This is a genomic window from Bradyrhizobium sp. CCH5-F6, from assembly GCF_001556045.1.
GTDB lineage: Bacteria > Pseudomonadota > Alphaproteobacteria > Rhizobiales > Xanthobacteraceae > Bradyrhizobium.
The window spans coordinates 1-21,251 of sequence record NZ_LSIC01000216.1 but is presented as its reverse complement, the minus strand read 5'-3'; the positions used below and the strand labels follow the sequence as shown (position 1 = coordinate 21,251).

23 protein-coding genes are annotated in these 21,251 nt (G+C 64.8%); 8 read left to right on the top strand and 15 right to left on the bottom strand.

What is annotated here, in order from left to right; all coding sequences use genetic code 11:
- The first annotated feature begins 269 nt into the window (after positions 1-269).
- Together AX729_RS37645 and AX729_RS40880 are read left to right on the top strand one after the other, a co-directional pair.
- Positions 270-617 carry a DUF3307 domain-containing protein gene (locus AX729_RS37645; protein WP_061029967.1) on the top strand — a complete coding sequence of 116 codons (348 nt, stop codon included), beginning with the start codon at positions 270-272 and terminating at the stop codon, positions 615-617.
- Between the two features lie 275 nt (positions 618-892).
- A complete protein-coding gene (locus AX729_RS40880; protein WP_061029954.1) occupies positions 893-1,291 on the top strand; it encodes a hypothetical protein in 399 nt (132 codons plus the stop codon).
- On the opposite strand, the gene AX729_RS37635 is transcribed toward AX729_RS40880, so the two are convergent.
- Both AX729_RS37635 and AX729_RS37630 read right to left on the bottom strand, forming a co-directional pair.
- On the bottom strand, positions 1,288-1,611 hold the full coding sequence (locus AX729_RS37635) for a YkgJ family cysteine cluster protein (protein WP_061029952.1): 324 nt from the start codon (positions 1,609-1,611) through the stop codon (positions 1,288-1,290). The two genes, AX729_RS40880 and AX729_RS37635, sit on opposite strands and share 4 nt — an antisense overlap.
- Positions 1,612-1,616: 5 nt before the next feature.
- Positions 1,617-2,315 carry a helix-turn-helix transcriptional regulator gene (locus AX729_RS37630; RefSeq protein WP_061029950.1) on the bottom strand — a complete coding sequence of 233 codons (699 nt, stop codon included), beginning with the start codon at positions 2,313-2,315 and terminating at the stop codon, positions 1,617-1,619.
- Positions 2,316-2,439: 124 nt separating this feature from the next.
- Here AX729_RS37630 and AX729_RS37625 point away from each other — a divergent pair, with 124 nt between their 5' ends.
- Both AX729_RS37625 and AX729_RS37620 read left to right on the top strand, forming a co-directional pair.
- Positions 2,440-2,715 carry a hypothetical protein gene (locus AX729_RS37625; protein ID WP_061029948.1) on the top strand — a complete coding sequence of 92 codons (276 nt, stop codon included), beginning with the start codon at positions 2,440-2,442 and terminating at the stop codon, positions 2,713-2,715.
- A gap of 38 nt (positions 2,716-2,753) precedes the next feature.
- Positions 2,754-3,482, top strand: a complete 729-nt coding sequence (locus AX729_RS37620) for a glutathione S-transferase family protein (protein ID WP_061029946.1) — start codon at positions 2,754-2,756, stop codon at positions 3,480-3,482.
- A 262-nt stretch (positions 3,483-3,744) separates the two neighbouring features.
- Here AX729_RS37620 and AX729_RS37615 read toward each other — a convergent pair whose 3' ends face one another.
- The 9 genes from AX729_RS37615 to AX729_RS37575 all read right to left on the bottom strand — a co-directional run bounded on the left by AX729_RS37615 (position 3,745) and on the right by AX729_RS37575 (position 12,954).
- Positions 3,745-4,896, bottom strand: coding sequence for an ABC transporter substrate-binding protein (locus AX729_RS37615; protein ID WP_061029944.1), 1,152 nt, complete (start codon positions 4,894-4,896; stop codon positions 3,745-3,747).
- Between the two features lie 91 nt (positions 4,897-4,987).
- On the bottom strand, positions 4,988-5,407 hold the full coding sequence (locus tag AX729_RS37610) for an acyl-CoA thioesterase (RefSeq protein WP_061029942.1): 420 nt from the start codon (positions 5,405-5,407) through the stop codon (positions 4,988-4,990).
- A 10-nt stretch (positions 5,408-5,417) separates the two neighbouring features.
- Entirely contained in the window at positions 5,418-6,179 is a 762-nt protein-coding gene (locus tag AX729_RS37605; protein ID WP_061029940.1) for an SDR family NAD(P)-dependent oxidoreductase, read from the bottom strand.
- Positions 6,180-6,202: 23 nt separating this feature from the next.
- A complete protein-coding gene (locus AX729_RS37600) occupies positions 6,203-8,086 on the bottom strand; it encodes a feruloyl-CoA synthase (protein ID WP_061029938.1) in 1,884 nt (627 codons plus the stop codon).
- Positions 8,083-8,892 carry a crotonase/enoyl-CoA hydratase family protein gene (locus AX729_RS37595; protein ID WP_061029936.1) on the bottom strand — a complete coding sequence of 270 codons (810 nt, stop codon included), beginning with the start codon at positions 8,890-8,892 and terminating at the stop codon, positions 8,083-8,085. Before AX729_RS37595 ends, AX729_RS37600 begins: the two co-directional genes overlap by 4 nt.
- Before the next feature lie 248 nt (positions 8,893-9,140).
- A complete protein-coding gene (locus AX729_RS37590) occupies positions 9,141-9,599 on the bottom strand; it encodes a DUF3237 domain-containing protein (protein ID WP_061029935.1) in 459 nt (152 codons plus the stop codon).
- 222 nt (positions 9,600-9,821) lie between these two features.
- Positions 9,822-11,141, bottom strand: a complete 1,320-nt coding sequence (locus AX729_RS37585) for a TRAP transporter large permease (RefSeq protein ID WP_061029934.1) — start codon at positions 11,139-11,141, stop codon at positions 9,822-9,824.
- A gap of 2 nt (positions 11,142-11,143) precedes the next feature.
- Positions 11,144-11,653: a TRAP transporter small permease gene (locus AX729_RS37580; RefSeq protein ID WP_061029932.1), complete on the bottom strand. Its 510-nt coding sequence runs from the start codon at positions 11,651-11,653 to the stop codon at positions 11,144-11,146.
- Positions 11,654-11,937: 284 nt separating this feature from the next.
- On the bottom strand, positions 11,938-12,954 hold the full coding sequence (locus tag AX729_RS37575) for a TRAP transporter substrate-binding protein (RefSeq protein WP_061029930.1): 1,017 nt from the start codon (positions 12,952-12,954) through the stop codon (positions 11,938-11,940).
- Positions 12,955-13,218: 264 nt separating this feature from the next.
- Here AX729_RS37575 and pobA point away from each other — a divergent pair, with 264 nt between their 5' ends.
- Both pobA and AX729_RS37565 read left to right on the top strand, forming a co-directional pair.
- Entirely contained in the window at positions 13,219-14,388 is a 1,170-nt protein-coding gene (gene pobA, locus AX729_RS37570) for a 4-hydroxybenzoate 3-monooxygenase (RefSeq protein ID WP_061029928.1), read from the top strand.
- Between the two features lie 207 nt (positions 14,389-14,595).
- A complete protein-coding gene (locus tag AX729_RS37565) occupies positions 14,596-15,015 on the top strand; it encodes a PaaI family thioesterase (RefSeq protein ID WP_061029926.1) in 420 nt (139 codons plus the stop codon).
- A gap of 46 nt (positions 15,016-15,061) precedes the next feature.
- Here AX729_RS37565 and AX729_RS37560 read toward each other — a convergent pair whose 3' ends face one another.
- A complete protein-coding gene (locus AX729_RS37560) occupies positions 15,062-15,946 on the bottom strand; it encodes a LysR family transcriptional regulator (protein ID WP_061029923.1) in 885 nt (294 codons plus the stop codon).
- 121 nt (positions 15,947-16,067) lie between these two features.
- Between AX729_RS37560 and AX729_RS37555 the strand changes: the two genes are divergently transcribed.
- Positions 16,068-16,691 (top strand): pyridoxamine 5'-phosphate oxidase family protein, encoded by a 624-nt coding sequence (locus AX729_RS37555; RefSeq protein WP_061029922.1) that lies wholly within the window; start codon positions 16,068-16,070, stop codon positions 16,689-16,691.
- A gap of 291 nt (positions 16,692-16,982) precedes the next feature.
- Here the strand turns inward: AX729_RS37555 and AX729_RS37550 are convergent, their stop codons facing one another.
- Genes AX729_RS37550 through AX729_RS37540 form a run of 3 tightly spaced genes read right to left on the bottom strand, consistent with a single transcriptional unit; the run spans position 16,983 to position 20,471 of the window.
- Positions 16,983-17,714, bottom strand: a complete 732-nt coding sequence (locus tag AX729_RS37550) for an ABC transporter ATP-binding protein (protein ID WP_061029920.1) — start codon at positions 17,712-17,714, stop codon at positions 16,983-16,985.
- Positions 17,711-19,480, bottom strand: coding sequence for a branched-chain amino acid ABC transporter ATP-binding protein/permease (locus AX729_RS39310; RefSeq protein ID WP_061029919.1), 1,770 nt, complete (start codon positions 19,478-19,480; stop codon positions 17,711-17,713). Before AX729_RS39310 ends, AX729_RS37550 begins: the two co-directional genes overlap by 4 nt.
- 7 nt (positions 19,481-19,487) lie before the next feature.
- Complete coding sequence (locus AX729_RS37540; RefSeq protein WP_061029917.1) at positions 19,488-20,471, bottom strand: branched-chain amino acid ABC transporter permease; 984 nt, start codon at positions 20,469-20,471, stop codon at positions 19,488-19,490.
- Between the two features lie 173 nt (positions 20,472-20,644).
- Here AX729_RS37540 and AX729_RS37535 point away from each other — a divergent pair, with 173 nt between their 5' ends.
- On the top strand, positions 20,645-21,166 hold the full coding sequence (locus AX729_RS37535; RefSeq protein WP_061029915.1) for a MarR family winged helix-turn-helix transcriptional regulator: 522 nt from the start codon (positions 20,645-20,647) through the stop codon (positions 21,164-21,166).
- Positions 21,167-21,251 lie beyond the last annotated feature (85 nt).

The following is a 21,251-nucleotide window of genomic DNA, read 5'->3' as shown; positions in this document are numbered from 1 at the left end:
CAAATTTCGAGCCGAAGGTAACCTTACTCGACGCTGGCGCGGCGATTGGTCGTCCTATCACCAGTTAGCCACAGTTGGCGATTTTCCGGTTCCCCCCGGCTGCATTCCGCCGCGAGAGATGTCATAAATCACGCGTCCCGGCGATTTTGACCGGTCCAAGAAGAAGTTGCGCTGAACGCTCCAAATTCTTCTCGTCACGTCAATGAGGCGTCAGCTTGTCGTTTCCACCCATGTCATCGGCGATTCCGGTTGAAGCGCTCATTGGCTGGATGTTGCTGCTCACGTTCAAGCACATCATCGGCGATTTCGTTCTCCAGACCGCCTGGATGGCGCACGGCAAGGACCAGAAACATGGTTGGGCCCTGCCGCTCCTGGTGCACTGCCTCGTTCACCTCGCGGTTGCGCTGCCGCTGATCCTGATCGTGGCCCCGAAATTCTGGTTCGTGGCGTTCATCGACTTCGTGATCCATATCACGATCGACCGCGCCAAGGGGTTCGTCTCCGCGAATTTCGGCGTCGACCTTGCGCATCCCTGGTTCTGGACCCTGATCGGCTTCGATCAGGCGCTGCATCACCTTACCGGGTTCGGCCTCTCCATCTTCATGGCGGCGAACTGACTGCTGCCCTCTTGCGGCGTCTGGCTGGAAGCTATCGCGTGCATCACGAATGGTCGTCATGCCCGGGCTTGTCCCGGGCATCCACGTTCTTCGTGCCGCTTGGTTCTCCGTGGATGGCCGGGACAAGCCCGGCCATCACGCTGGGAGAGCATTTGCGCCCCCGGCGCCTCTGATTCGCGGCCGCGGCGCAAGCACTCCGGGTGACTACCGGGCCGCGTGGTTAACCTTTCATTAGAGAATTGCGCGGCATCTTCCTGACACGAGGGAGAACTGCAATGTTTTCAAGCCGCGACGCCTTTGAAAGCGATTTCTGCCCGGTCCGCGACGAACTCCTTGGCGAGATGTATCGCGCCAGCGAGAGTGGGCTGCCGAGGCTGGTTGAGAGTGTTTCCCCTGACGCGCGCGCGAAGCTGGCGCTGTTCTGCTACCGGCGCAGCCATTTGCACTCGCTGGCGGTCGCGATCGCCGCAAGCTGCAGCGAGCGCGACCTGATCGAGAATGGCGGCCGCGTCGGCTCGACGCTCTACGCGCTGTCGCGCGAAAGCACGGCGAAATCCTCGCCGTCGCTGTCGGGCGGGCGCAAGCCGATCACGCTGTCGACCAAGCCGCTCTCGGTGCTCGCACCGCTCGATGACGAGCTCGACGACGAGATCGGCGAAGCCGTTCCCGCCTAAGCGACCTCTATCGCAGGCAAGCCAAACTTCCGCCGCGCCATCGCGCATTCGGCGTCGCCCGGCATGCAGGTGCGGCAAACCTCCGGCCGCACGGCATAGATTCCGCAGGCCGTCATCTTTCCGATCTCTCCCTGCAAGGCCGAGCAGCGATCGCCCTCGCAGCGCATGCCGGACTGGCGTTCGTTGACCAGCGATTCGGGAATGGCGGCAAGCTCCTCGTCGCTCTCGATCGAGAAGCGCGGCCAGTTCGCCGAATAACCGCAGCAGGCGCCGCAGCCCTGGCAACAGCTCGACAGATCGTGGGGCGTGGTCCGTTCCATCCTCGTCACGTGTCCTTCGGCGGGCCCCAGACCAGGCTCTGCCGCCATCTTGCCCGCAGCACGTCGCGCCGCTCCGGATATTTCTCGTCGAGATAGGTCGCCTCGACCACACGGTCGGTGCGGAAGCTGCGGAAGTCGCCGCGCAGCTCGCACCAGGCCGCCAGCAGCCGCACCGCTTCGAGATAGCCGACCGAAATCGGCCAGATCACGCGTTCGCTGGGGCGGCCTTGCTCGTCGCGATAGCGCAGCATGATCTTCTTGCCTTCGTGGATCTGGGTGCGGGTGCGCGCCATGTCCAGGCGGTCCGGCTCCCTGTTCCAGCTCGGCCGCGCCCGGCTCGCCGGCTCCAGCACGAAGGGCCGCAGGCGCTCAGGCACGGTGTCGGCGATCTTGGCCATCAAGTCCTCGGCCGCGCGCGCCAGCGTGGAGTCGGCGTGGCCCGCGACCCATTGTGCACCCAGCACCGCCGCCTCGATCTCGTCGGGTGTCAGCATGAGCGGCGGGAGGTCAAAACCCTTTTCCAGGATGTAACCCATGCCGGCTTCGCCGCGGATCGGCACGCGCTGGCCGATCAGTGTCGCGATGTCGCGGTAGATGGTGCGCTTCGAGGTCTCGAGCTCGGCCGCAATCGCGTCCGCCGTCAGCGGCTTACGCGTGCGCCTCAGCACCTGGATGATTTGAAACAGCCGGTCGGCGCGTCTCATGACGGGTCTCTTGTCGCTGCTTTTTAGGTGGTCTTTTCAGAAGGCGGCGCGCGGCTGCTGACAGAAGGTTGGCAGCAGGGGAGTTCTATACCGGGACAACACATCGACTGAAGAGGATTTGTCCATGATCATTCCAACCCATTTCGGCCCGGCCGGCCCGTTGTGGCGGAGCCAGCCTTTCCAGGTCCAGGCGTGGCAGGCTTGGGCATTCAGCCGCCTCGTTTCACTTGATTCCACGGTCGTCGACCTCCGCCTTGCGCTCGCGACCGCCGTGACGCGCTCGTTGATCCATGCCGCGGATGCGCTGGTCCGCCAACTGATGGGTCGCGCCTGGCGAGGAGCCCGCTTCGCAGAAGATATCACGGCTGCTGCCACCATGGTGGCAGCAGCCGACCGCTAGGTTCCATCAACTCGTTCGACAGGTTCAGGAGAGCTTGCATGATCACGCTTTACGGTTTCGGCGCCGGCTTTGGCCTGCCGGAAATCAGCCCCTTCGTCACAAAGACGGAGGTGCAGCTCAAGATGGCGGGACTGCCCTACCGGAAGGAGCGGGCGATGCCGCCCGCTTCGCCGAAGGGTCAGCTGCCCTTCATCGACGACGGCGGCGAGGCGGTGGCCGATTCCACCTTCATCCGCGCCCATATCGAGCGCCGCTACGGCTTCGATTTCGACGCGGGACTCTCGTTGCAGGAACGCGCGCAGGCCTGGGCGTTCGAGCGCATGATCGAGCATCACGTCTATTGGGCGCTGGTCGGCGCGCGCTGGGTCGATCCGGTCAACTTCGCCAAGGGCCCTGCGCATTTCTTCGATGGCGCGCCGGAGCACAACCGCGAGAAGCTGCGCGAGGACGCGCAATTCCGCGTCGCCGAGAACTATCTGCTTTCCGGGCTCGGCCGCCATGCGCCCGATGACGATGTCGATCTCGCGGTGCGCTCGCTGTTCGCGCTGTCGGTGCAGCTCGGAGACAAGGCGTACATGATGGGCAACAAGCCCTGCGGCGTCGATGCCACTGCCTTCGGCGCGCTGGCGGGGATCCTGACGCCCTTCTTCGAATCGGCCTTGCGCGAGCGCGCCGAAGGATTTCTGAACCTCACCGCCTATGTCGACCGCATGATGGACAATTACTATCCGGAGTTCGCCTGGACCCCGCTGCGGCAGGCGGCTTAGCGTTCGGTGCAGCCACGGGCTCGATGCACCTCTCCCGCTTGCGGGAGAGGTCGACGCGAAGCGTCGGGTGAGGGTTCTCTCCGCTAGGGGATTTTTTCTCTAAGCCTTGGCAATCCCAACGCGGCGACACCCTCTCCCCAGCCCTCTCCCGCAAGCGGGAGAGGGAGCGCACCGCCACCGGCGCACCGCCTATTCTCAACGCCAAAACAAAAAGAGCCGGCTCTGTGAGCCGGCTCTCGTCGTCTCAAACCCTTCGCAGCGGCTACTTCACCAGCGTGTACTTGCCGTCCTTCACCGTGAGCAGGATGCGCGAGCGCTCGTCGAGGCCGTAGCGGTCCTTTTCGGTGAAGTTGTAGACGCCCTGGCTCGCCGCCAGCTCCTTCTCCGTCAGCAGCGCCTGGCGAATGGCTTCGCGGAATTCCGGCGTGCCAGGTTTTGCGGTTTTCAACGCCGTGGGGATCACGCGCTTGAGGATTTCGAACGCGTCATAGGAATGGCCGGCGAACTGGCTGCGGCTGTTGGGCCCATATTTGGCTTCATAGGCCGAGTTCAGCGCGAGGCCCGGCTTCTTGGTAAGGGCGCTGTCTGGCTGGTCCTCGGGGTCCATGACCGGACCGGAGGCCATCAGCACGCCCTCCGCGGCTTTGCCGGCGATGCGGATGAAGTCCATGCTGGCGGCACCGTGGGTCTGGTAGATCAGGCCCTTGTAGCCGCGCTCACGCAGCTCGGTCTGCGGCAGCGCGGCTGCGGTGCCGGAGGCGCCGACCAGGATCGCGTCGGGATTGGCTGCGACCAGCTTCAGCACCTGTCCGGTCACCGAGGTGTCCGGACGGGCAAAACGCTCCTCGTCAACGATGGTCATGCCCATCGGCACGGCCTGAGCCTTGAGGTCGTTGAACCAGAGGTCGCCGTAAGAATCGGAATAGCCGATGTAGCCGAGCGTCTTCACGCCCTTGGACTTCATGTGATCGTACAGCACCTTGCCCACGATCGGAATCGGCTGCGGCATCGCGACCGACCACTTCATGCGCTCGGGCGTGATCGGGAAGGGCGCCAGGCCGAAATGCGGGATGCCGGCCTCGTTGGCAACGTTGGAGACCGCTATGGTCGGCGGCGTCAGCGCCGAACCCATGATGATGTCGGCCTTGGATTCGGTCACGAAGCGGCGGGCGTTGGTTGTCGCGGTGGTTGGATCGCCGCCGTCGTCGAGCACGATCACCTTCAGCGGCACGCCGCCGATCTCCTTCGGCACGAATTCCAGCGCGTTGCGCTCGGGAATGCCGAGGGCTGCGCCCGGGCCGGTCGTGGTGGTGGTGATGCCGATGGTGATTTCGCTGGTCTGGGCGAGCGCAGGCAATGCGGGCAGCGCCAGCGCGGCCGCAGTGATGGCAGCGGTCAAATAAAAGCGTTTCATCTGTTCCTCCCTTGACGTGTTTCTTTGAAAGCAGAAATCGGGGGGTAATTCAGCCCCCTCTTTTGGTGATGCGGCGATTTAGCTCCGGGCTCTAGCTCCCCGTGAATTTGGCTACCATTTCCGCCGGGAACGGTGCCGATTTCAGCTTGTCGGGGTTAACGGGGTCGCGGCCGACGAGGACGCGGGTCTCGAACCCCTCGATCGCCAGCGCCTCGCCCTTGTAGACGTTGTGCTTCACCTCGAAGCTCGAGCGCTTGATGCTCTCGATCTTGGTTTCGATGGTGATCCAGTCGCCATAGGTCGAGGGGATGTAAAACTTGGCCCGCGTGTCGACCATGGGAATGCCCACCAGGCCGTATTTGCGGACCAGGTCCTGCTTGGAGAAGCCGGCGACCTCGAACAGGGTCGAGGTCGAATCGTCGAACATCGCGAAATAGCGCGGGTAATAGACGATGTTGGCGGGGTCGCAATCGCCCCACTGGATCTGGACCTCGCGCCGGTTCACGAACATGCGGGGCGCCTTATTTCGGCGCCATGCGCAGCGAGCCGTCGAGGCGCACCACTTCGCCGTTCAGGTAGGCATTCTCGACCATGTGCAGCGCGAGTGCGGCGAACTCGTCGGCATTGCCGAGCCGGCGCGGGAAGGGGATCGCGGCGGCGAGCGAGTCCTGGGCCTCCTGCGGCAGGTTGGCGAGCAGCGGCGTGAGGAACAGGCCGGGCGCAATCGTCAGCACGCGGACGCCGAACTGCGCGAGCTCGCGCGCGATCGGCAAGGTCATGCCGACGATGCCGCCCTTGGATGCCGAATAGGCGGATTGCCCGATCTGGCCGTCATAGGCGGCGACGGAGGCGGTGTTGATGATGACGCCGCGCTCGCCGGTCGCCTGCGGCTCGAGCTTGGACATCTCCGTCGCGGCGAGGCGCAGCATGTTGAAGGTGCCGATCAGGTTGACCTTGATCACCTTGTCGAAATCGGCGAGCGCCATCGGGCCGTCGCGGCCGACCACGCGCTTGGCAACGCCGATGCCGGCGCAATTGACCAGCACGCGGGCCGGGCCGTGGGCCTTCGCCGCTTGCGCGATCGCGGCTTCAGCGGAAGCCGCATCGGACACGTCGCAGGTCACCGCGACGCCCTTGATCTCGGCGGCGACGGTTTCCGCGAGCTTGGTGTTGAGGTCGCACACAGCGACCTTTGCGCCCTGCGCCGCCAGCTTGCGCGCGGTCGCAGCGCCCAGTCCCGATGCGCCGCCGGTGACGATGGCTGCCTGATCCTTCAACAACATGGCGTTCTCCTTTGGCGATGATTTTACCCGACCGATATCACACGGTTCGATGGATTGGCAGCGTAGAGCTCCTCGATCAGCTCGCCGCGATGCTCCAGCACCGCGCGCTGATTGATCGAGCCCTTGTCGGTGACCTCGCCCTTGTCGATCGACAGCGGCGTGTCCATCAGGATCGCGCGCGTGATCCGTGTCGAGGAGCCCGTGGCCGAGGCGAGAAAACCGGTCAGGCGCTCGCGAAACGCCTCGCGCACCAGGCGGTCGCGTGTCGCGACGACGAGATCGTCGGTCGGCAGCGTCGGGTTGATCAGCCGGCAGCCGTCGAGATCGAGCACCACGAGCGCCGAAATCTCGTCGCGGTTGATGCCGGCGATGACGACGTCGCGCACCAGCGGCGCACAGGCCGCCACGAAGCGCGCCCGCAGGGGGCCGACGCTGACCCAGGTGCCGCTGGCGAGCTTGAAGTCTTCGCCGATCCGCCCGTCGAAATCGAAGCCGGCGTTGAGATCGTCGGGATCGGCCGGCTTGAGCGCATCGCCGAGCTTGTAGAAGCCTTCCTCGTCGAACGATTTTGCCGTGATGTCGGGCTGGCGCCAGTAGCCGGGCATCACGTTCGGCCCCTTGCAGCGGACCTCCAGCTTGCCGTTGTTCGGCACCAGCTTGGCGTCGTTGCCCGAGACGGGCAGGCCGACATGGCCGGAGCGGCTGGTGCGCGGATTGACCGACATGAAGAACGGCGCAGTCTCGGTGGCGCCGAGGCCGGTCAGCATGGGCACGCGGTAGCCTTTTTCCTTCACCGCGAGCTCGTCGAGGCTGTTCCAGACGAACGGCGAGAGCGCCGCGCCCGAGAAGAACATCGCATGCAGCCGGTCGAAGAACCTTGCGCGCAGGCCCTGGTCGTCGCGCAGGTAAGGCAGCAGCGATTCGTAGCCCTTGGGCACGTTGAAATAGACGGTTGGCGAAATCTCCTGGAGATTGCGCACGGTCTCCTCGATGCCGCCGGGCACTGGCTTGCCGGCGTCCAGATACATCGAGCCGCCGTTGTAGAGCGTCAGCCCGATATTGTGGTTGCCGCCAAAGGTGTGGTTCCAGGGCAGCCAGTCGATGATGACGGGCGGCTCGTCCTTGAGGAAGGCGAGTGTCTCGCGCAGCATCACCTGGTTGGCGCAGATCATGCGCTGGGTGTTGATGACGGCCTTGGGGTTGCCGGTCGAGCCCGAGGTCAGCAGGAATTTCGCGATCGTATCAGGCCCGATCCGGCCGTGGACGTCGTCGAGATCGCCGCGGATCGGCGTCGCCATGAGGTCGGCGAGCAGGGTGACGTCGCGGCCCGGCACGCGGCCGTAGGACGCCGCGATCTCGGTGCCGAGCGAGACGTTGGCGGCGAGCGCGTCGGCGAATTTGTCGGCTTCCTCGGCGAAGACGAGGCCGGGCGTCAGCAGCTTCATCAGATAGGACAGCTTGCCGTAATCCTTCGACACCAGCGAATAGGCCGGCGACACCGGGCAGAACGGAACGCCGGCATAGAACGCGCCAAATGCGAGCAGGGCGTGGTCGATCGAATTGCCGGAGAGGATGACGACAGGTCGCTCTGCGGACAATCCGCGCGCAATCAGGCTCGAGGCGATGTGCCGGCTCGCGATGAGCAGCTCGGCATAGGTGATCTTGCGCCAGCCGCGGCCGCCTTCGCGCTCGGCCATGAAAACGCGGTCCGGCGTCGTATTCGCCCAATGATGCAGGCGATCGGTGATGCGGAGGGGATAGTCGCCGAGCGGCTGCTTGGGCCGCAGGTAAATCGTGCCGTCGTCGCGCCGCTCGATGTTGACGACGGGATCGCCGAACGAGATGGGCCGCAGCGGGAAAGTGCTCGCGCCGCGCTCCGTGCTGGAAGAGGACGGCTGCGCGTTCATGGCTTTGGCTTCACCTTCGCGGTCTTGTGCTCGAGGAATTCGCGGATCCGGCGCTTGGCTTCCTTGTCGCTCTGCGCGACGGTCGCCATGAGCGATTCCATCAACAGGCCCGTCTGCGGATTGGCCTCCGCGATCATCGGCAGCGCCTGGAGCACGGCAAAGTTCGTCAGCGGCGCGTTGGAGGCGACCTTGGTCGCAAGCTCCAGCGCCTTGCCGAGCCCGTTGCCGGCCTCCGTCAGATATTGTGCGAAGCCGTAGGACGCGCCCTCGGTCGCGCTATAGACGCGCCCGGTCAGCATCATGTCCATCATCCTGGCGACGCCGATCAGCCGCGGCAGCCGCACCGAGCCGCCGCCGCCGACGAAGATGCCGCGCTGCCCCTCGGGCAGGGCGAAATAGGTCGAGGGCTCGGCGACGCGGATATGCGCGGCACAGGCGAGCTCGAGGCCGCCGCCGATCACGGCGCCCCTGAGCGCGGCGATCACGGGCACGCGGCTGTACTGGATGCGGTCGAACACCCGGTGCCACATCTGGGAATGGAGCAGGCCGCCGGTCGCGTCGTGCTCGGTCAGCTCGGACAGGTCGAGACCTGAGGAGAAATGGTCGCCGATGCCGTGGATCACGACCGCGCCGATGTCCTCGGGCAGGTTCGCAAAACACTCGCCGATTTCCAGGATGATGCCGTCATTGAGCGCATTGCGCTTGGCAGGCCGGTTCAGACCAACGGTCAGAACCCGGTCCGCCCTCTCGATCCGGAGCAGCCCGGACGGGCCCGCGGCAGCGGTCTCGGCGTTTCCCTGTGTCATTTGCGTCCTTGTCAGAATAGTTATGTTGTATAACGAATTCTGGGGGAGTCAAGGTGGACGATATCACCCCCGGGGCAGGGATTGGATTGCTGGGGCCTGACCCGGCGGTCAGAGGCTTCGGGGAGTATTTGACATGCTGCTGTTGCCACATCCTCCGTCATTGCGAGCGCAGCGAAGCAATCCAGAATCTTTCCGCGGAGGGACTCTGGATTGCTTCGCTGCGCTCGCAATGACGCGGTGGCAGCCCCTCACATGACCTGGTGCACGTCGATGACCACGCGATCCGCGTGCCGCGCGGCTGAGCCGACGAAGATGTGCTCCATCAGCCAGCGATACTTCTCGTGGCCGGTCTCGAATTTCGGCACGGTGCGGAAATAGATCAGCTTGGGATCGACCGGCTCGCCGCGCTTGAGCTTCTGCAACAGCTCGACCGGACCGAAGCGCATGCCCTTGTTCTCGACATAGACGATCGCGCCGTCGTCGGTCTCGAAGGCGTATTTCGCTTCGAGATCGATCAGCTCGTTGGGGCGGATGGTCTGGAAATCGGCGCCGAAGGGCAGCACCTTGCCCGTGATCGCGCCCGTCACCTCGCCGCCGATGATCGGAATGATGCGCCGAACGCCGATCCCCGTCTCGCCGGCGGTGACGACGTCGCCGATGCGGGCGGTGATGGTGAAGACGTATTTGGTTTCGAGGGTAGGGGGCATGTGTCACCTCCAATTTATCGCGGCAGCGGTGCTGCCTTTCCTTCTCCCCTTGTGGGAGAAGGTGGCGCGAAGCGCCGGATGAGGGGTTGCGTCCGCGAATTCTGACGCGAAAGATTCACTCGCGGAGAGAGACCCCTCACCCGTCACGCCGCTGCGCGGCGAGCCACCCTCTCCCACAAGGGGAGAGGGAACAACAGCACGTCGCGTGGCGCTTTGCATTTCCTAGTTCGCCATCATCCGCGTCGGCAGCCAGGTCGCCAGCAGCGGGAAGGCGATCAGGATCACGAGGCGCACGAGGTCGGTCGCCACGAACGGGATCACGCCCTTGAAGATGGTGGTGAAGGAGACGTCCTTCACCACGCTTTTTATGACGAAGACGTTCATGCCCACCGGCGGATGGATCAGGCCGAGCTCGACGGTCATCACGATGATGACGCCGAACCAGATCGGGTCGAAGCCGAGATGCATGATCACGGGAAAGATGATCGGCACGGTCAGGATGATCATGGCCATGGCGTCCATCAGGCAGCCGAGCACAAGATACATCACCATGATCAGCGCGAGCACGCCGTAGGGGCCGAGGCCGAGGCCGGTGAGGAATTCCGTGACCTTCTGCGGCGTCTGCGTCATCGTCAGGAAGTAGCCGAAGATCAGGGCGCCGATCAGCACGGTGAACACCGCGGCCGCGGTGCGCGTTGCCTGCAGCAGCGAGGCCAGCACCTTCTCGCGATCGAGCCGGCCCGTCAGCACGCCGATGATGAAGGCGCCGGTGGCACCGACGCCGCCGGCTTCCGTCGGGGTGAAGCGCGGCAGGAAGGGCAGGCCGTAGAGGCCGCCGATCACGAAGATGAACAGCAGCACCGGCGCCCAGATGTCCTTCAGTCCGGCAAAGCGTTCGCGCCACGATGTCGCCTTGCCCTTGGGCAGGAAATCGGGGCGGAAATGGCCGATCAGGAAGATCGTGATCATGTACATGGTCATCGCCAGAAGGCCGGGAATGATGCCGGCGATGAAGAGTTTTCCGATGTCCTGCTCGGTGATGATGCCATAGACCGCGAGCACGGTGGAAGGCGGCAGCATTGCGCCCAGCGTGCCGCCGGCCGCGATCACGCCGGTGGCGAAGGACTGCGGATAGCCGAACCGGCGCATCTCGGGATAGGCGACGGCGGAGAAGGTCGCGGCGGTCGCGACCGATGAGCCGCAGATCGCGGCAAAGCCGCCGCAGGCGCCGACGGTGGCGATGCCGAGCCCGCCGCGCAAATGGCCGACGAAGCCGTTGGCGGCGCGGAACAGCTCGCGGCTCATGCCGGAATTGCTGACGAAGGAGCCCATCAGCAGGAACATCGGGATGACGCCGAACGTGTAGTCGGTCACCGTGCGCATGGTGACCTGGCCCACCATCTTCAGCGCCGGCGTCGAACCGACGAGGTAGCTGAAGCCGGTCACGCCGACGAGGCCCATCGCCATGCCGACGGGCACGCGAAGCAGCATCAGGACGAACAGCGATACGAAGCCGATGACGGCGACGGCGTCGGTACTCATGGTCACTCCGTCACCTTGATCTTCGGTTCTTGCATGTCTTCGGGGTGGAAGATGAGCCGGTACGTACGGATCGCGATCAGCAGCACGGCGCAGACGTCGCCGATCCAGGCGACGAGAAAGAAAGGCCAGGTCGGCATGTGCAGGTCGAAGGTCTGGACGTTGTCGTTGTAGGTCAGCCGCACCTTGTCGAACAGCGTCCAGGTCTGCACCGTCACGACGAACAGCAGCACCAGCGTCGCGAACACGTCGATCATGCGCTGGTAGCGCGGCCCGACATTGGCCCAGATCAGGTCCACGGTGATGTGGGTGCCGCGATAGGAGGTCGCGGCGATGCCCCAGAAGATGAGGATGCCGAGCAGCATGCGGCCGATGTCGAAACTGTCGGGAATCGAATAGTTCAGCGTGTTGCGCAGCAGCACCGACAGGAAGATGTCGAGCGCGACGATGCCGACGAAGCCGGCCGCGATCCATTCGATCGAGTCGATCACGCGATCCATCCAGGCGCGCTTCATGGGTGTGTCCTGTGTGATGTCATTCTCGCTCTCGATTCCGGCGGTGTCCTTCGCCTCTCCCCGCGTGCGGGGAGAGGCCGGAATGCGCGCTGAAAGCGCGGATTCCGGGTGAGGGGGACTCTCCGCGAGTCCAGCTGTCACTGTCCTTGCGGAGACTCCCCCTCACCCCAACCCTCTCCCCGCAAGCGGGGAGAGGGAGGGCAAGCGTCGTGCGCTCCTAACGGCTTACTTGCAGAACAACGGCGGCGAGAATGTCCCTCGCCGCCGCGCTCCTTGACGAAGCCCTACTCCGCCAGCGCGTTGTACTTCTTCAGCGATGCCTTCAGCTCCGCGAGCGCCGCATCGGGATCGGCGCCGGCCTTCTTGGCATTGTCGCCCCAGGTCTTGACCAGCGGCTCGGCGGCCTTCTTCCAGGCGGCGGTCTGCTCGGCCGTCAGCTTGTAGACCTCGTGACCGGATTCCGCCTTCACCTTGGCAATGCCGGCATCCTCGAACTTGCCCCAGTGCTCGCCGACCACGCCCGCCATTTCGACCGAGCAGTTCTTGTCGATCGCGGCCTTCTGCTTGTCGGACATCGCATTGTACTTGTCCTTGTTGATCACGAACACGAAGGTCGTGGTGTAGAGCGGCGCCTCCATGTCGTATTTGGTCACCTTGTCGATGCCGAACAGAACCAGGGAGCCCCAGGGGAAGGTGACGCCATCGGCGACGCCGCGCTCGATGATGTCGCGCACTTCCGGCGCCGAAGACTGCACATTAGTGCCGCCGAGCGAGGTGACGAAGTTCGCCATGGTGGCGTGCGCGGGGCGGATCTTCATGCCCTTCACGTCCTCGGGATTGACGATCTTCTTGGTCTTGGAGTGGAAGGAGGAGGGCGAGTGGACGAAGGCGAGGCAATATTTGACGTCCTTCATCTCCTTCTCGGCATATTTGCGGTACCAGGCGTCGAGCCCCATCGAGCCGCCCTTGGCGTCCGAGATCAGGAACGGCAATTCCCCGGCGCCGATGACCGGGAAGCGGCCGGGCTGATAGCCGGGGTTCACATAGGTGACGTCGGCAATGCCGTCGCGCGCCATGTCGTAATGATCGAACGCCTTGCCGAGCTGCTGGGCCGGAAACACCTTGCCCTTGATGGTGCCGCCGGAATCCTTCTCGACCGCGGCGGCCCAGTCCTCCAGCGATTTTTGCAGCGGATGCGACGCCGGCACCCAGTGCGAGATCTTCAGATCGAAGGTCTTGTCCTGCGCGAGCGCAGGGCTCACGCTTGCTGCCAGCAGCAACGCCAGACAGGCTTTTCTCATCACGCGTCTCTCCCTGTTTTCGACGGCGGGCTTCAATGGCCCGGTCTCGTTAATTAACATGTTATCTAATTGGCCGGCGCGTTCAAGCCGGAACTGACGCGCGCTCGTCGCGCCATCCACGTCAGCCATGTTGCATTGATCTGTCGCTGCCCGGGCGACCACCGCTCCCCTTTTGCCCAACGATTATATGGTATAATTATCGTCTGCCGGCCCTTGCGACAAGCAGGCCGCGACGAAAGCCTACAGGATCGAGAGGAGCAAGTATTGCGGACAAAAGTCGCAATCATCGGGGCTGGACCGGCCGGATTGTTGCTTGGGCAACTGCTGCACGCATACGGCATCGACAACGTCATCCTGGAGCGGCAGAGCCCGGACTATGTGCTCGGCCGCATCCGCGCGGGCCTGCTGGAGGAGGGAACCGTCGCCCTGCTCGACCAGGTCGGCGCCGGGGCGCGGGCCCATGCCGAAGGCCTGGTGCATGAAGGCATCGAGCTGGCCTTCTCCGGTCGTCGTCACCGCATCGACATGAAGGGCGCGACCGGTAAGACGGTGATGATCTACGGCCAGACCGAGGTCACGCTCGACCTGATGAATGCGAGGAAGGCCGTTGGTCTCATCTCCGTCTACGAGGCCAAGGATGTGCAACCGCATGATTTCGACGGCAGTCACCCGCGCGTGACTTACGTCAAGGACGGCGTCACCCACACGATCGACTGCGATTTCATCGCCGGCTGCGACGGTTTCCACGGCGTCAGCCGCGCCAGCGTCCCGTCTTCGGCAATCGAGGAGTTCGAGCGGGTCTATCCGTTCGGCTGGCTCGGCATTTTGTACGACACGCCGCCGGTCAGCCACGAGCTGATCTATTCCAACCACGCCCGCGGCTTTGCGCTGTGCACCATGCGCTCGACCAAGCGCAGCCGCTACTACGTGCAATGTTCGCTCGACGATCATGTCGACCAATGGCCGGACGACCGCTTCTGGGACGAATTGAAGCGCCGGCTCGACCAGGAGGCGGCCGACAGCCTCGTCACAGGCCCCTCGATCGAGAAGAGCATCGCGCCGCTGCGCAGCTTCGTCGCCGAGCCGATGCGCTTCGGCCGCATGTTCCTGTGCGGCGATGCCGCCCACATCGTGCCGCCGACCGGCGCAAAGGGATTGAACCTGGCTGCCAGCGACGCACATTATCTGTCGAGCGCGCTGCGCGAGTTCTACGACGAGAAATCCAGCGCCGGCCTCGACGCATACTCCGCCAAGGCGCTGGCACGTGTCTGGAAAGCCGTGCGGTTCTCCTGGTGGATGACCTCGATGTTGCACAAATTCCCCGACACCGGCACGATCGGCGCCCGCATCCAGCTCGCCGAGCTCGACTACGTCACGCAGTCGCAGGCCGCGATGACGTCGCTGTCGGAGAATTATGTCGGGCTGCCATTTTAAAGCGGCATCGCTCTCTCGGCATCGTCATTGCGAGCGAAGCGAAGCAATCCAGGAATCCCTCCGCGGAGACAGCCTGGATTGCTTCGCTCGCAATGACGAGGCGCGCCCGTTTCAAACGCCCGCGCAAATTCCGTTTGAAACTTTGTAATTGGTGCAACCGTCATCCACATCGCGTTCAATGCCGTCAATCAGCAACGCGAGACAGCCATGACCTCCACCAACATCCCCGCCGGTTTCGAGCCGCATTTCCGCAAATCACCGCTCACCGATCCCTGGGAGCCGCTCTATTCGAGGAAGTTCGAGAGGGGCGTTACCATCGGATTGCGGCTGGCGATGCCGCACACCAATGCGCGCGGGCTGATCCATGGCGGGCTGATCGCGGCGCTGGCCGATGCCGCCATGGGTTATAGCTGCGCGCAGGCGACGGGCTGGGCGACGTCCTTCGTCACGATCTCGCTGTCGGTCGATTACGTCGGCGCCGCCGAGATCGGCCAATGGCTCGCGGTCGAGGGTGAGGTCATCAAGACCGGCTCCACGATCTGCTTTGCGCAATGCCTGGTGAAGGCGGACGATGCCGTAATCGCGCGGGCGAGCGGAACGTTCCGCGTGGTGCCGAAGAAGGGCTAATGTTGTCGTTCCGGTTCTCGCTTCGCGAGCCCCGGAATGACGATGGTCACCCGAACCTCCACTCCGCCGTCTCCACCACGAGATCGACGAACGCCCTCACCTTGGCCGAAAGCAGGCGCGAGGTCGGATAGACGATGTGGATTGGAAGTGCCGGCTGCTCATACTTCGCCAGCACGATTTTCAGCCGCCCGCGTTTCAAGCCCTCGGCGGCCTGATAGGCCAGCACCCGCGTCACGCCGCCGCCGGCCTCGGCATATTGCAGCGCCGCGTCGGCGCTGTTGCTGGCGTAGCGTGGGATCGGCGTGACCTCGATGTCGCGGCCGTCGTGCAGGAAGCGCCATTCGGACCACGGCCCGAACTGGATGGTCTGGTGCTCGCGCAGGGCCTCCGGCGTCTTCGGCTCGCCATGGCGTTTGAGATAGCCGGGCGCGGCCACCACGATCCGCCGCATCTCGCCGACCTGGCGCGCAACCAGCGAGGAATCGGCGAGATGGCCGATACGGACGGCGGCATCGACGGCGTCCTCGACGAGATTCACCAGATGATCCGATAGTCTGAGTTCGCAGGTGACCTCGGGATAGCGCTTGAGATAGGCGGTCATGACCGGCCCGACATGCAGCCGGCCGAAGCCGACCGGCGCCGACACCACCAGCCGCCCGCTCGGCCGGTTGCGCTCCTGTCGCGCCGAGCCGTCGGCCTCCTCGACATCGGCGAGGATACGCCGCGCGCGCTCCAGGTAGCGCGCGCCGACGTCGGTCAGCGTCACCTGCCGCGTGGTTCGCTGCAACAGCCGCGCGCCGAGGTGCTCCTCCAGAGCCGCGATCAGCCGGGTCACCGCCGAGGGCGACAGGCGCAGCTTGCGCGCCGCCGGCGCGAAGCCGCGCAGATCGGCGACGGTGACGAAGACGTGCATGGCTTCGAGCCGGTCCATGGCATTATTGCATATATTGCAATGATGAAGTGTCAATAGGCTGGATTGTTTTAGCGGGCGACAGGTCCATCTTGAGCAGCGAAGACGCAGACATGCGCCGGAATTTTCAGGAGATGTTCCGATGACGACCGCAGTCAACACCTATGCCAGCGACGTCGCCTTCTCGCCGGCGGTGAAGGCGATCCAGGCGCGCAAGGGCTCGCGCGAGGCTTATGCGCGTAGCGAGCAGCGCGGCTGGCGCACCGAGGTCGACGAGAACCTCGAAGCCTTCCTCGCCGACGCCAACAGCTTCTATTTCGCCACCGCTTCGGCGGACGGCCAGCCCTACATCCAGCACCGCGGCGGGCCCAAGGGCTTCCTCAAGGTGCTCGACAAGCAGACGCTCGCCTTCGCCGACTATGCCGGCAACCAGCAGTTCATCACCCAGGGTAACCTCTCCGAGAATCCCCGGGCCTATATCTTCGTGATGGACTACGCCCACCGCCGCCGCGTGAAGATCTGGGGTGAGGCGCGGGTGGTCGAGGACGACGAGGCGCTGACCACGTCGCTGATGCCAAAGGGCTACCGTGCGCGGCCGGAGCAGGTGATCCTGTTCGAGATCGCCGCCTGGGACACCAACTGCCCACAGCACATCCCGCAGAAGTTCGACGCGGCAGATGTGGCCGCCGCGCTGGCGGCGAGGGACGCGAGGATCGCGGAGCTGGAGGCGGAAGTCGCGGCGTTGAAGGGAGAGAAGGCGAGTTGAGCGACTCTTCGCTCTCCCCGCAAGCGGGGAGAGTCGGAATTTACGAAGCAAATTCCGGGTGAGGGGGAGTTTCCGCGAATCGGTCCGGTTGATGGCGCGCCTACTCCATCCACATCGTCATTGCGAGCGCAGCGAAGCAATCGAGAATCTTTCCGCGGTGGGGCTCTGGATTGCTTCGCTGCGCTCGCAATGACGAGGAGAGATTGCAAGTTCGGTCATCACCGTCTGCGTGGAGGCAACCTCTCACTCCGACCCTCTCTCCGTAAGAACGGGGAGAGGGAGAGGAGAGACCTAGACCGCGCCCTCGCCTTCGTGCTGGAAGCCGAGATAGCTCGCCGCGACGCGTTCGTTCGCCGCGATGTCGCTGGCCTTGCCGCTGAGCACGAATTCGCCGAGCTCCATCACATAGGCCTGGTCCGCGATCTTCAGCGCGGCCTGCGCGTTCTGCTCGACCAGCAGCACGGAGACGCCGGCGGCGCGCAGCTCGGTGACGATGCGGAAAATGTCGGCGACGATGATCGGCGCGAGGCCGAGGCTCGGCTCGTCCAGCATCAGGAGCTTCGGCTCGCCCATCAGCGCCCGTCCCATCGCGAGCATCTGCTGCTCGCCGCCGGAGAGCGTTCCGGCGAGCTGCTTGCGCCGTTCCTTCAGGCGCGGGAAGAGCGCATAGACCCGCTCCATCGAGGCCTTGGCCTTGCTCCGCTCGATGCGGAAGGCCCCCAGCTCGAGATTGTCCTCGACGTTCATGGTCACGAACAATTCGCGGTGCTCGGGGACGAGCCCGAGGCCCATCGCGACGCGGTCCTCGATATCGAGCCGGGCGAGATCCTGGCCGGCAAAGGCGACGCGGCCCTTCAGCGGCAGGATGCCCATGATGGCCGAGAGCAGCGTGGTCTTGCCGGCGCCGTTGGCGCCGACGATGGTGACGATCTGGTTGGCCCCGACCTCGAGCGAGACCGAGCGCACCGCCTCGACCTTGCCATAGGCGACATGTGCGTCGGTGACGGACAACAGCGCGCTCATGCCGCCACTCCGAGATAGGCCTTGATCACTTCGGGATTGGTCTTGATCGTGGCGGGGGTGCCTTCCGCGATCTTGGTGCCGAAATCGAGCACCACGATGCGGTCGGCGAGGTTCATGACGAAGCCCATGTCGTGCTCGACGAGCAGAACGCTCATGCCGCCGTCGCGCAAGTCGCGCAGCAGCGTGGCGAGCCGCTGCTTCTCCATGTGGCGCAGGCCCGCGGCCGGCTCGTCGAGCAGCAGCAGCATCGGGTCGACGCAGAGCGCGCGGGCGATCTCGACGATGCGCTGCTGGCCGAGCGAGAGGCTGCCCGCGAGCTGGTGCATCTGTTCGGTGAGGCCGACGCGCTCGATCTGGCGGGCGGCCTCGGCGAGCAGTTTCGCCTCGTCGGCGCGGTCGAGGCGTAGCATGGAAGAGATCGGCCCGGAATGGCCGCGCAGATGCGCACCGATCGCGACATTCTCCAGCACGGTCATGTCGGGGACCAGCTTGACGTGCTGGAAGGTGCGGGAGATGCCGAGCTTGACGATCTCCTGCGGCGGCGCGTTGTCGACCTTCTTGCCGAGCACCGAGATCGAGCCCGAGGTCGCCGACAACACGCCGGTGATCAGGTTGAACGTCGTGCTCTTGCCGGCGCCGTTCGGGCCGATCAGCGCCACGATCTCGCGGGCCTGGACGTCGAACGAGACATTGTTGACCGCGACCACGCCGCCGAACTGCTTGCGCGCCTTCTCGACCTGAAGCAGCACGCCGGTCTCGCCGGGCGCGCGGGTGCGGTGCCCGAGCTTCAGCGAGGTGTCGGGCTTCTTGCCGCTGGCGCGCTCGGGCAGGAACGACATCAGCCAGGGCCAGAGACCCCCGGGCGCGAGCTGCAGCAGCGCCACCAGCATGATGCCGAACACGATGGTCTCGACCTGGCCGGAGCCGGGCAGGACCAGCGGCAGATAGCTTTGCAGCACCTCTTTCAGGACCACGACGATCGCCGCGCCCAGGACGCCGCCCCAGACATAGCCGGCGCCGCCGACCACCGCGATGAAGAGATATTCGATGCCCATATGCGCGCCGAACGGCGTCGGGTTCACCGCGCGCTGGAGATGCGCGTAGAGCCAGCCGGAGAGGCCGGCGAGCACCGCGGCATGGATGAACACCAGGAGCTTGGCGCGCGGGGTGTGCACGCCGAAGGCTTCGGCGGCGATGTGACCGCGCCTGAGCGCGCGGATGGCGCGGCCTGTGCGGGAGTCCAGGAGGTTCATCGTCAGCAGCGCCGAGAGGATCACAGCGATCCAGATCGCGTAATAGATCGAGCCGGGCGAGAGCATCTTGAACGAGCCGATCGACAGCGGCGGGATCGCCGAAATGCCGTCGTTGCGGCCCAGGAACTCCAGCTTGCTGAACAGATAGAACAGCCCCAGCCCCCAGGCGAGCGTGCCGAGCGGCAGATAGTGTCCGGAGAGGCGGACGGTGATCAGCCCGAGCAGCACCGCCAGCGACCCGCTGACGACCAGAGACAGCGGCAGCGTCAGCCAGGGCGACATGCCGTAGGCCGTCGACAGCACCGCGGTGGTGTAGGCGCCGAAGCCGACGAAGGCCGCCTGCCCGAACGAGGTCAGGCCGCCGACTCCGGTGAGCAGCACGAGGCCCATCGCGACCAGCGCCGCGAGGCCGATATTGTCGAGCAGCACGATCCAGAACGGCGGCACGCCCGGAATGAACGGGATCGCCGCCATGACGGCTGCGAAGATGATGATGGGAAGCCGGCTCTGCATCTTGGCGTCAGTCCTTCTCTTCCTCGACCGCCGGCGCGGCGAGCGAGCGCAGCAGCAGCACGGGAATCAGCAGCATGAAGACGATGACCTCCTTGTAGTTGGAGGCATAGAAGGACGAGAACCCGCCGATGATCGCGGCGACGAAGCCCTTCAGGCCGATCAGGAAGCCGCTGTCGTAATAGAGCGTCGTGATCGGCACGATCAGGATGCCCGAGAGCGCGCCGATGACGGACGCCAGCAGGAAGGCGATCTGCCCGGACAGCGTGGTGCGGATGCCGGCAAGCCGCGCCCCCAGCCGGTTCACGGCGGTTGCGCGCAGCGCCTTGCCGTACAGCGTCAGGCCGAAGAACAGCCAGAGCCCGACGATGAAGGCGATGGTGATGCCGTAGACGGTGATGCTCTGGCCGGTGAAGCGCAGCGTCCCGGCGGTGAAGGCGCCGGACAGCACCGCAGGTCCGCGCTGGCCCTCGGCGCCGAAGAACAACAGGCCCAGCCCCTGCAGCGCGAGGTGGACGCCGACGGAGGCGATCAGCAGCACCAGCACGGAGGTGTGCGCCAGCGGCTGGAAGGCGATGCGGTAGAGATACAGGCCGATCATGGCGACGATCACCAGCGACAGCACGATGCAGATTGCGACCGGCGGTTTCTGGGCGGCGAAGTACACGGTCAGCGCCAGCACGATGGCCGGCAGCACGATGTTGGTGACGAAGCTGCGCACGACCAGCCGCCCGTGCAGCGCCTTGCGTGCGACGAACAGGTCGAAGGCGAAGGCGCCGACGCCGAGTGCAAGCGCGAGCTTGGCCGTGCCCGGCATCTGGCCCGCCGCCAGCGAGGCGTAAGTCAGCGCGCCATAAGTGACGAACTCGCCCTGGGGAATGAGGATGACGCGGGTGACGGCGAACACCAGGACCAGCGCGAGGCCGAGCAGCGCATAGATCGCGCCATTGGTGATGCCGTCCTGCACCAGGAACAGCATAATGGTGGTATTCAAGACCGGACGCTCCCCCTAATCCGGACCGGTCCCTTCGATAGTGGTGGACGGTCCGCTCACAGCCATTGAAAAACGCTGACGATATTTGATATGATCCATAACAATTATCAAATATAACTTCAAGGGTGAGGGCCGACCCGTCCCGAATTTAGCGGGATTGCGAGCACGAGGCGATGACCGTTTCCAAAACCGCTGAAAAGTCCTCCGAAAAGCCGGCCGACGCGGCCAAGGCCCGCAAGGACGCGGCCGAGCCCCAGAACGAGGCGCTCCAGCTCGGCGAGCTCTCCGAGCAGCTCGGCTACGTGCTGAAGCGGGCGCAGCTCAAAGTGTTCGAGAATTTTTTGCGCTGCATGGCCTCGCTGCAGCTGACGCCGGCGCAGTTCTCGGTGCTGCTCCTGGTCGAGAAGAACCCTGGCCGTAACCAGACCGAGATCGCCTCCACGCTCGGCATCCTCAGGCCGAACTTCGTGGCGATGCTCGACAATCTGGAGAGCCGCGACCTCTGCACGCGGATTCGCTCCACCAACGACCGCCGCTCGCACATCCTGGTGCTGACCGACAAGGGCAAGGCGGTGCTGGCCCGCGCCAAGAAGCTCGTCGCCACCAAGCACGAGGCCCGGCTGAACGATTTGCTCGGCCAGAGCAACCGCGAGGCCCTGCTCGGGATGCTCTCGAAGATCGCCAACGAGTTTTGACAGAGGGCGGCGCCCGCCTCATTCTCCGCCGTCATCGCCCGGCTTGACCGGGCGATCCAGGGCGGATTCAACCGTTCGTCGCAAC

Coding starts and splice junctions, on each gene's coding strand:
- AX729_RS37565 (WP_061029926.1), top strand. CDS start 14,596: ATGACCTCCACCAACATCCCCGCCGGTTTCGAGCCGCATTTCCGCAAA.
- AX729_RS37645 (WP_061029967.1), top strand. CDS start 270: ATGTTGCTGCTCACGTTCAAGCACATCATCGGCGATTTCGTTCTCCAG.
- AX729_RS37560 (WP_061029923.1), bottom strand. CDS start 15,946: ATGGACCGGCTCGAAGCCATGCACGTCTTCGTCACCGTCGCCGATCTG.
- AX729_RS37615 (WP_061029944.1), bottom strand. CDS start 4,896: ATGAAACGCTTTTATTTGACCGCTGCCATCACTGCGGCCGCGCTGGCG.
- AX729_RS37600 (WP_061029938.1), bottom strand. CDS start 8,086: ATGAACGCGCAGCCGTCCTCTTCCAGCACGGAGCGCGGCGCGAGCACT.
- AX729_RS37605 (WP_061029940.1), bottom strand. CDS start 6,179: ATGTTGTTGAAGGATCAGGCAGCCATCGTCACCGGCGGCGCATCGGGA.
- AX729_RS37580 (WP_061029932.1), bottom strand. CDS start 11,653: ATGAAGCGCGCCTGGATGGATCGCGTGATCGACTCGATCGAATGGATC.
- AX729_RS37610 (WP_061029942.1), bottom strand. CDS start 5,407: ATGTTCGTGAACCGGCGCGAGGTCCAGATCCAGTGGGGCGATTGCGAC.
- AX729_RS37535 (WP_061029915.1), top strand. CDS start 20,645: ATGACCGTTTCCAAAACCGCTGAAAAGTCCTCCGAAAAGCCGGCCGAC.
- AX729_RS37555 (WP_061029922.1), top strand. CDS start 16,068: ATGACGACCGCAGTCAACACCTATGCCAGCGACGTCGCCTTCTCGCCG.
- AX729_RS39310 (WP_061029919.1), bottom strand. CDS start 19,480: ATGCAGAGCCGGCTTCCCATCATCATCTTCGCAGCCGTCATGGCGGCG.
- AX729_RS37550 (WP_061029920.1), bottom strand. CDS start 17,714: ATGAGCGCGCTGTTGTCCGTCACCGACGCACATGTCGCCTATGGCAAG.
- AX729_RS40880 (WP_061029954.1), top strand. CDS start 893: ATGTTTTCAAGCCGCGACGCCTTTGAAAGCGATTTCTGCCCGGTCCGC.
- AX729_RS37575 (WP_061029930.1), bottom strand. CDS start 12,954: ATGAGAAAAGCCTGTCTGGCGTTGCTGCTGGCAGCAAGCGTGAGCCCT.
- AX729_RS37625 (WP_061029948.1), top strand. CDS start 2,440: ATGATCATTCCAACCCATTTCGGCCCGGCCGGCCCGTTGTGGCGGAGC.
- AX729_RS37635 (WP_061029952.1), bottom strand. CDS start 1,611: ATGGAACGGACCACGCCCCACGATCTGTCGAGCTGTTGCCAGGGCTGC.
- AX729_RS37620 (WP_061029946.1), top strand. CDS start 2,754: ATGATCACGCTTTACGGTTTCGGCGCCGGCTTTGGCCTGCCGGAAATC.
- AX729_RS37585 (WP_061029934.1), bottom strand. CDS start 11,141: ATGAGTACCGACGCCGTCGCCGTCATCGGCTTCGTATCGCTGTTCGTC.
- AX729_RS37590 (WP_061029935.1), bottom strand. CDS start 9,599: ATGCCCCCTACCCTCGAAACCAAATACGTCTTCACCATCACCGCCCGC.
- AX729_RS37595 (WP_061029936.1), bottom strand. CDS start 8,892: ATGACACAGGGAAACGCCGAGACCGCTGCCGCGGGCCCGTCCGGGCTG.
- AX729_RS37630 (WP_061029950.1), bottom strand. CDS start 2,315: ATGAGACGCGCCGACCGGCTGTTTCAAATCATCCAGGTGCTGAGGCGC.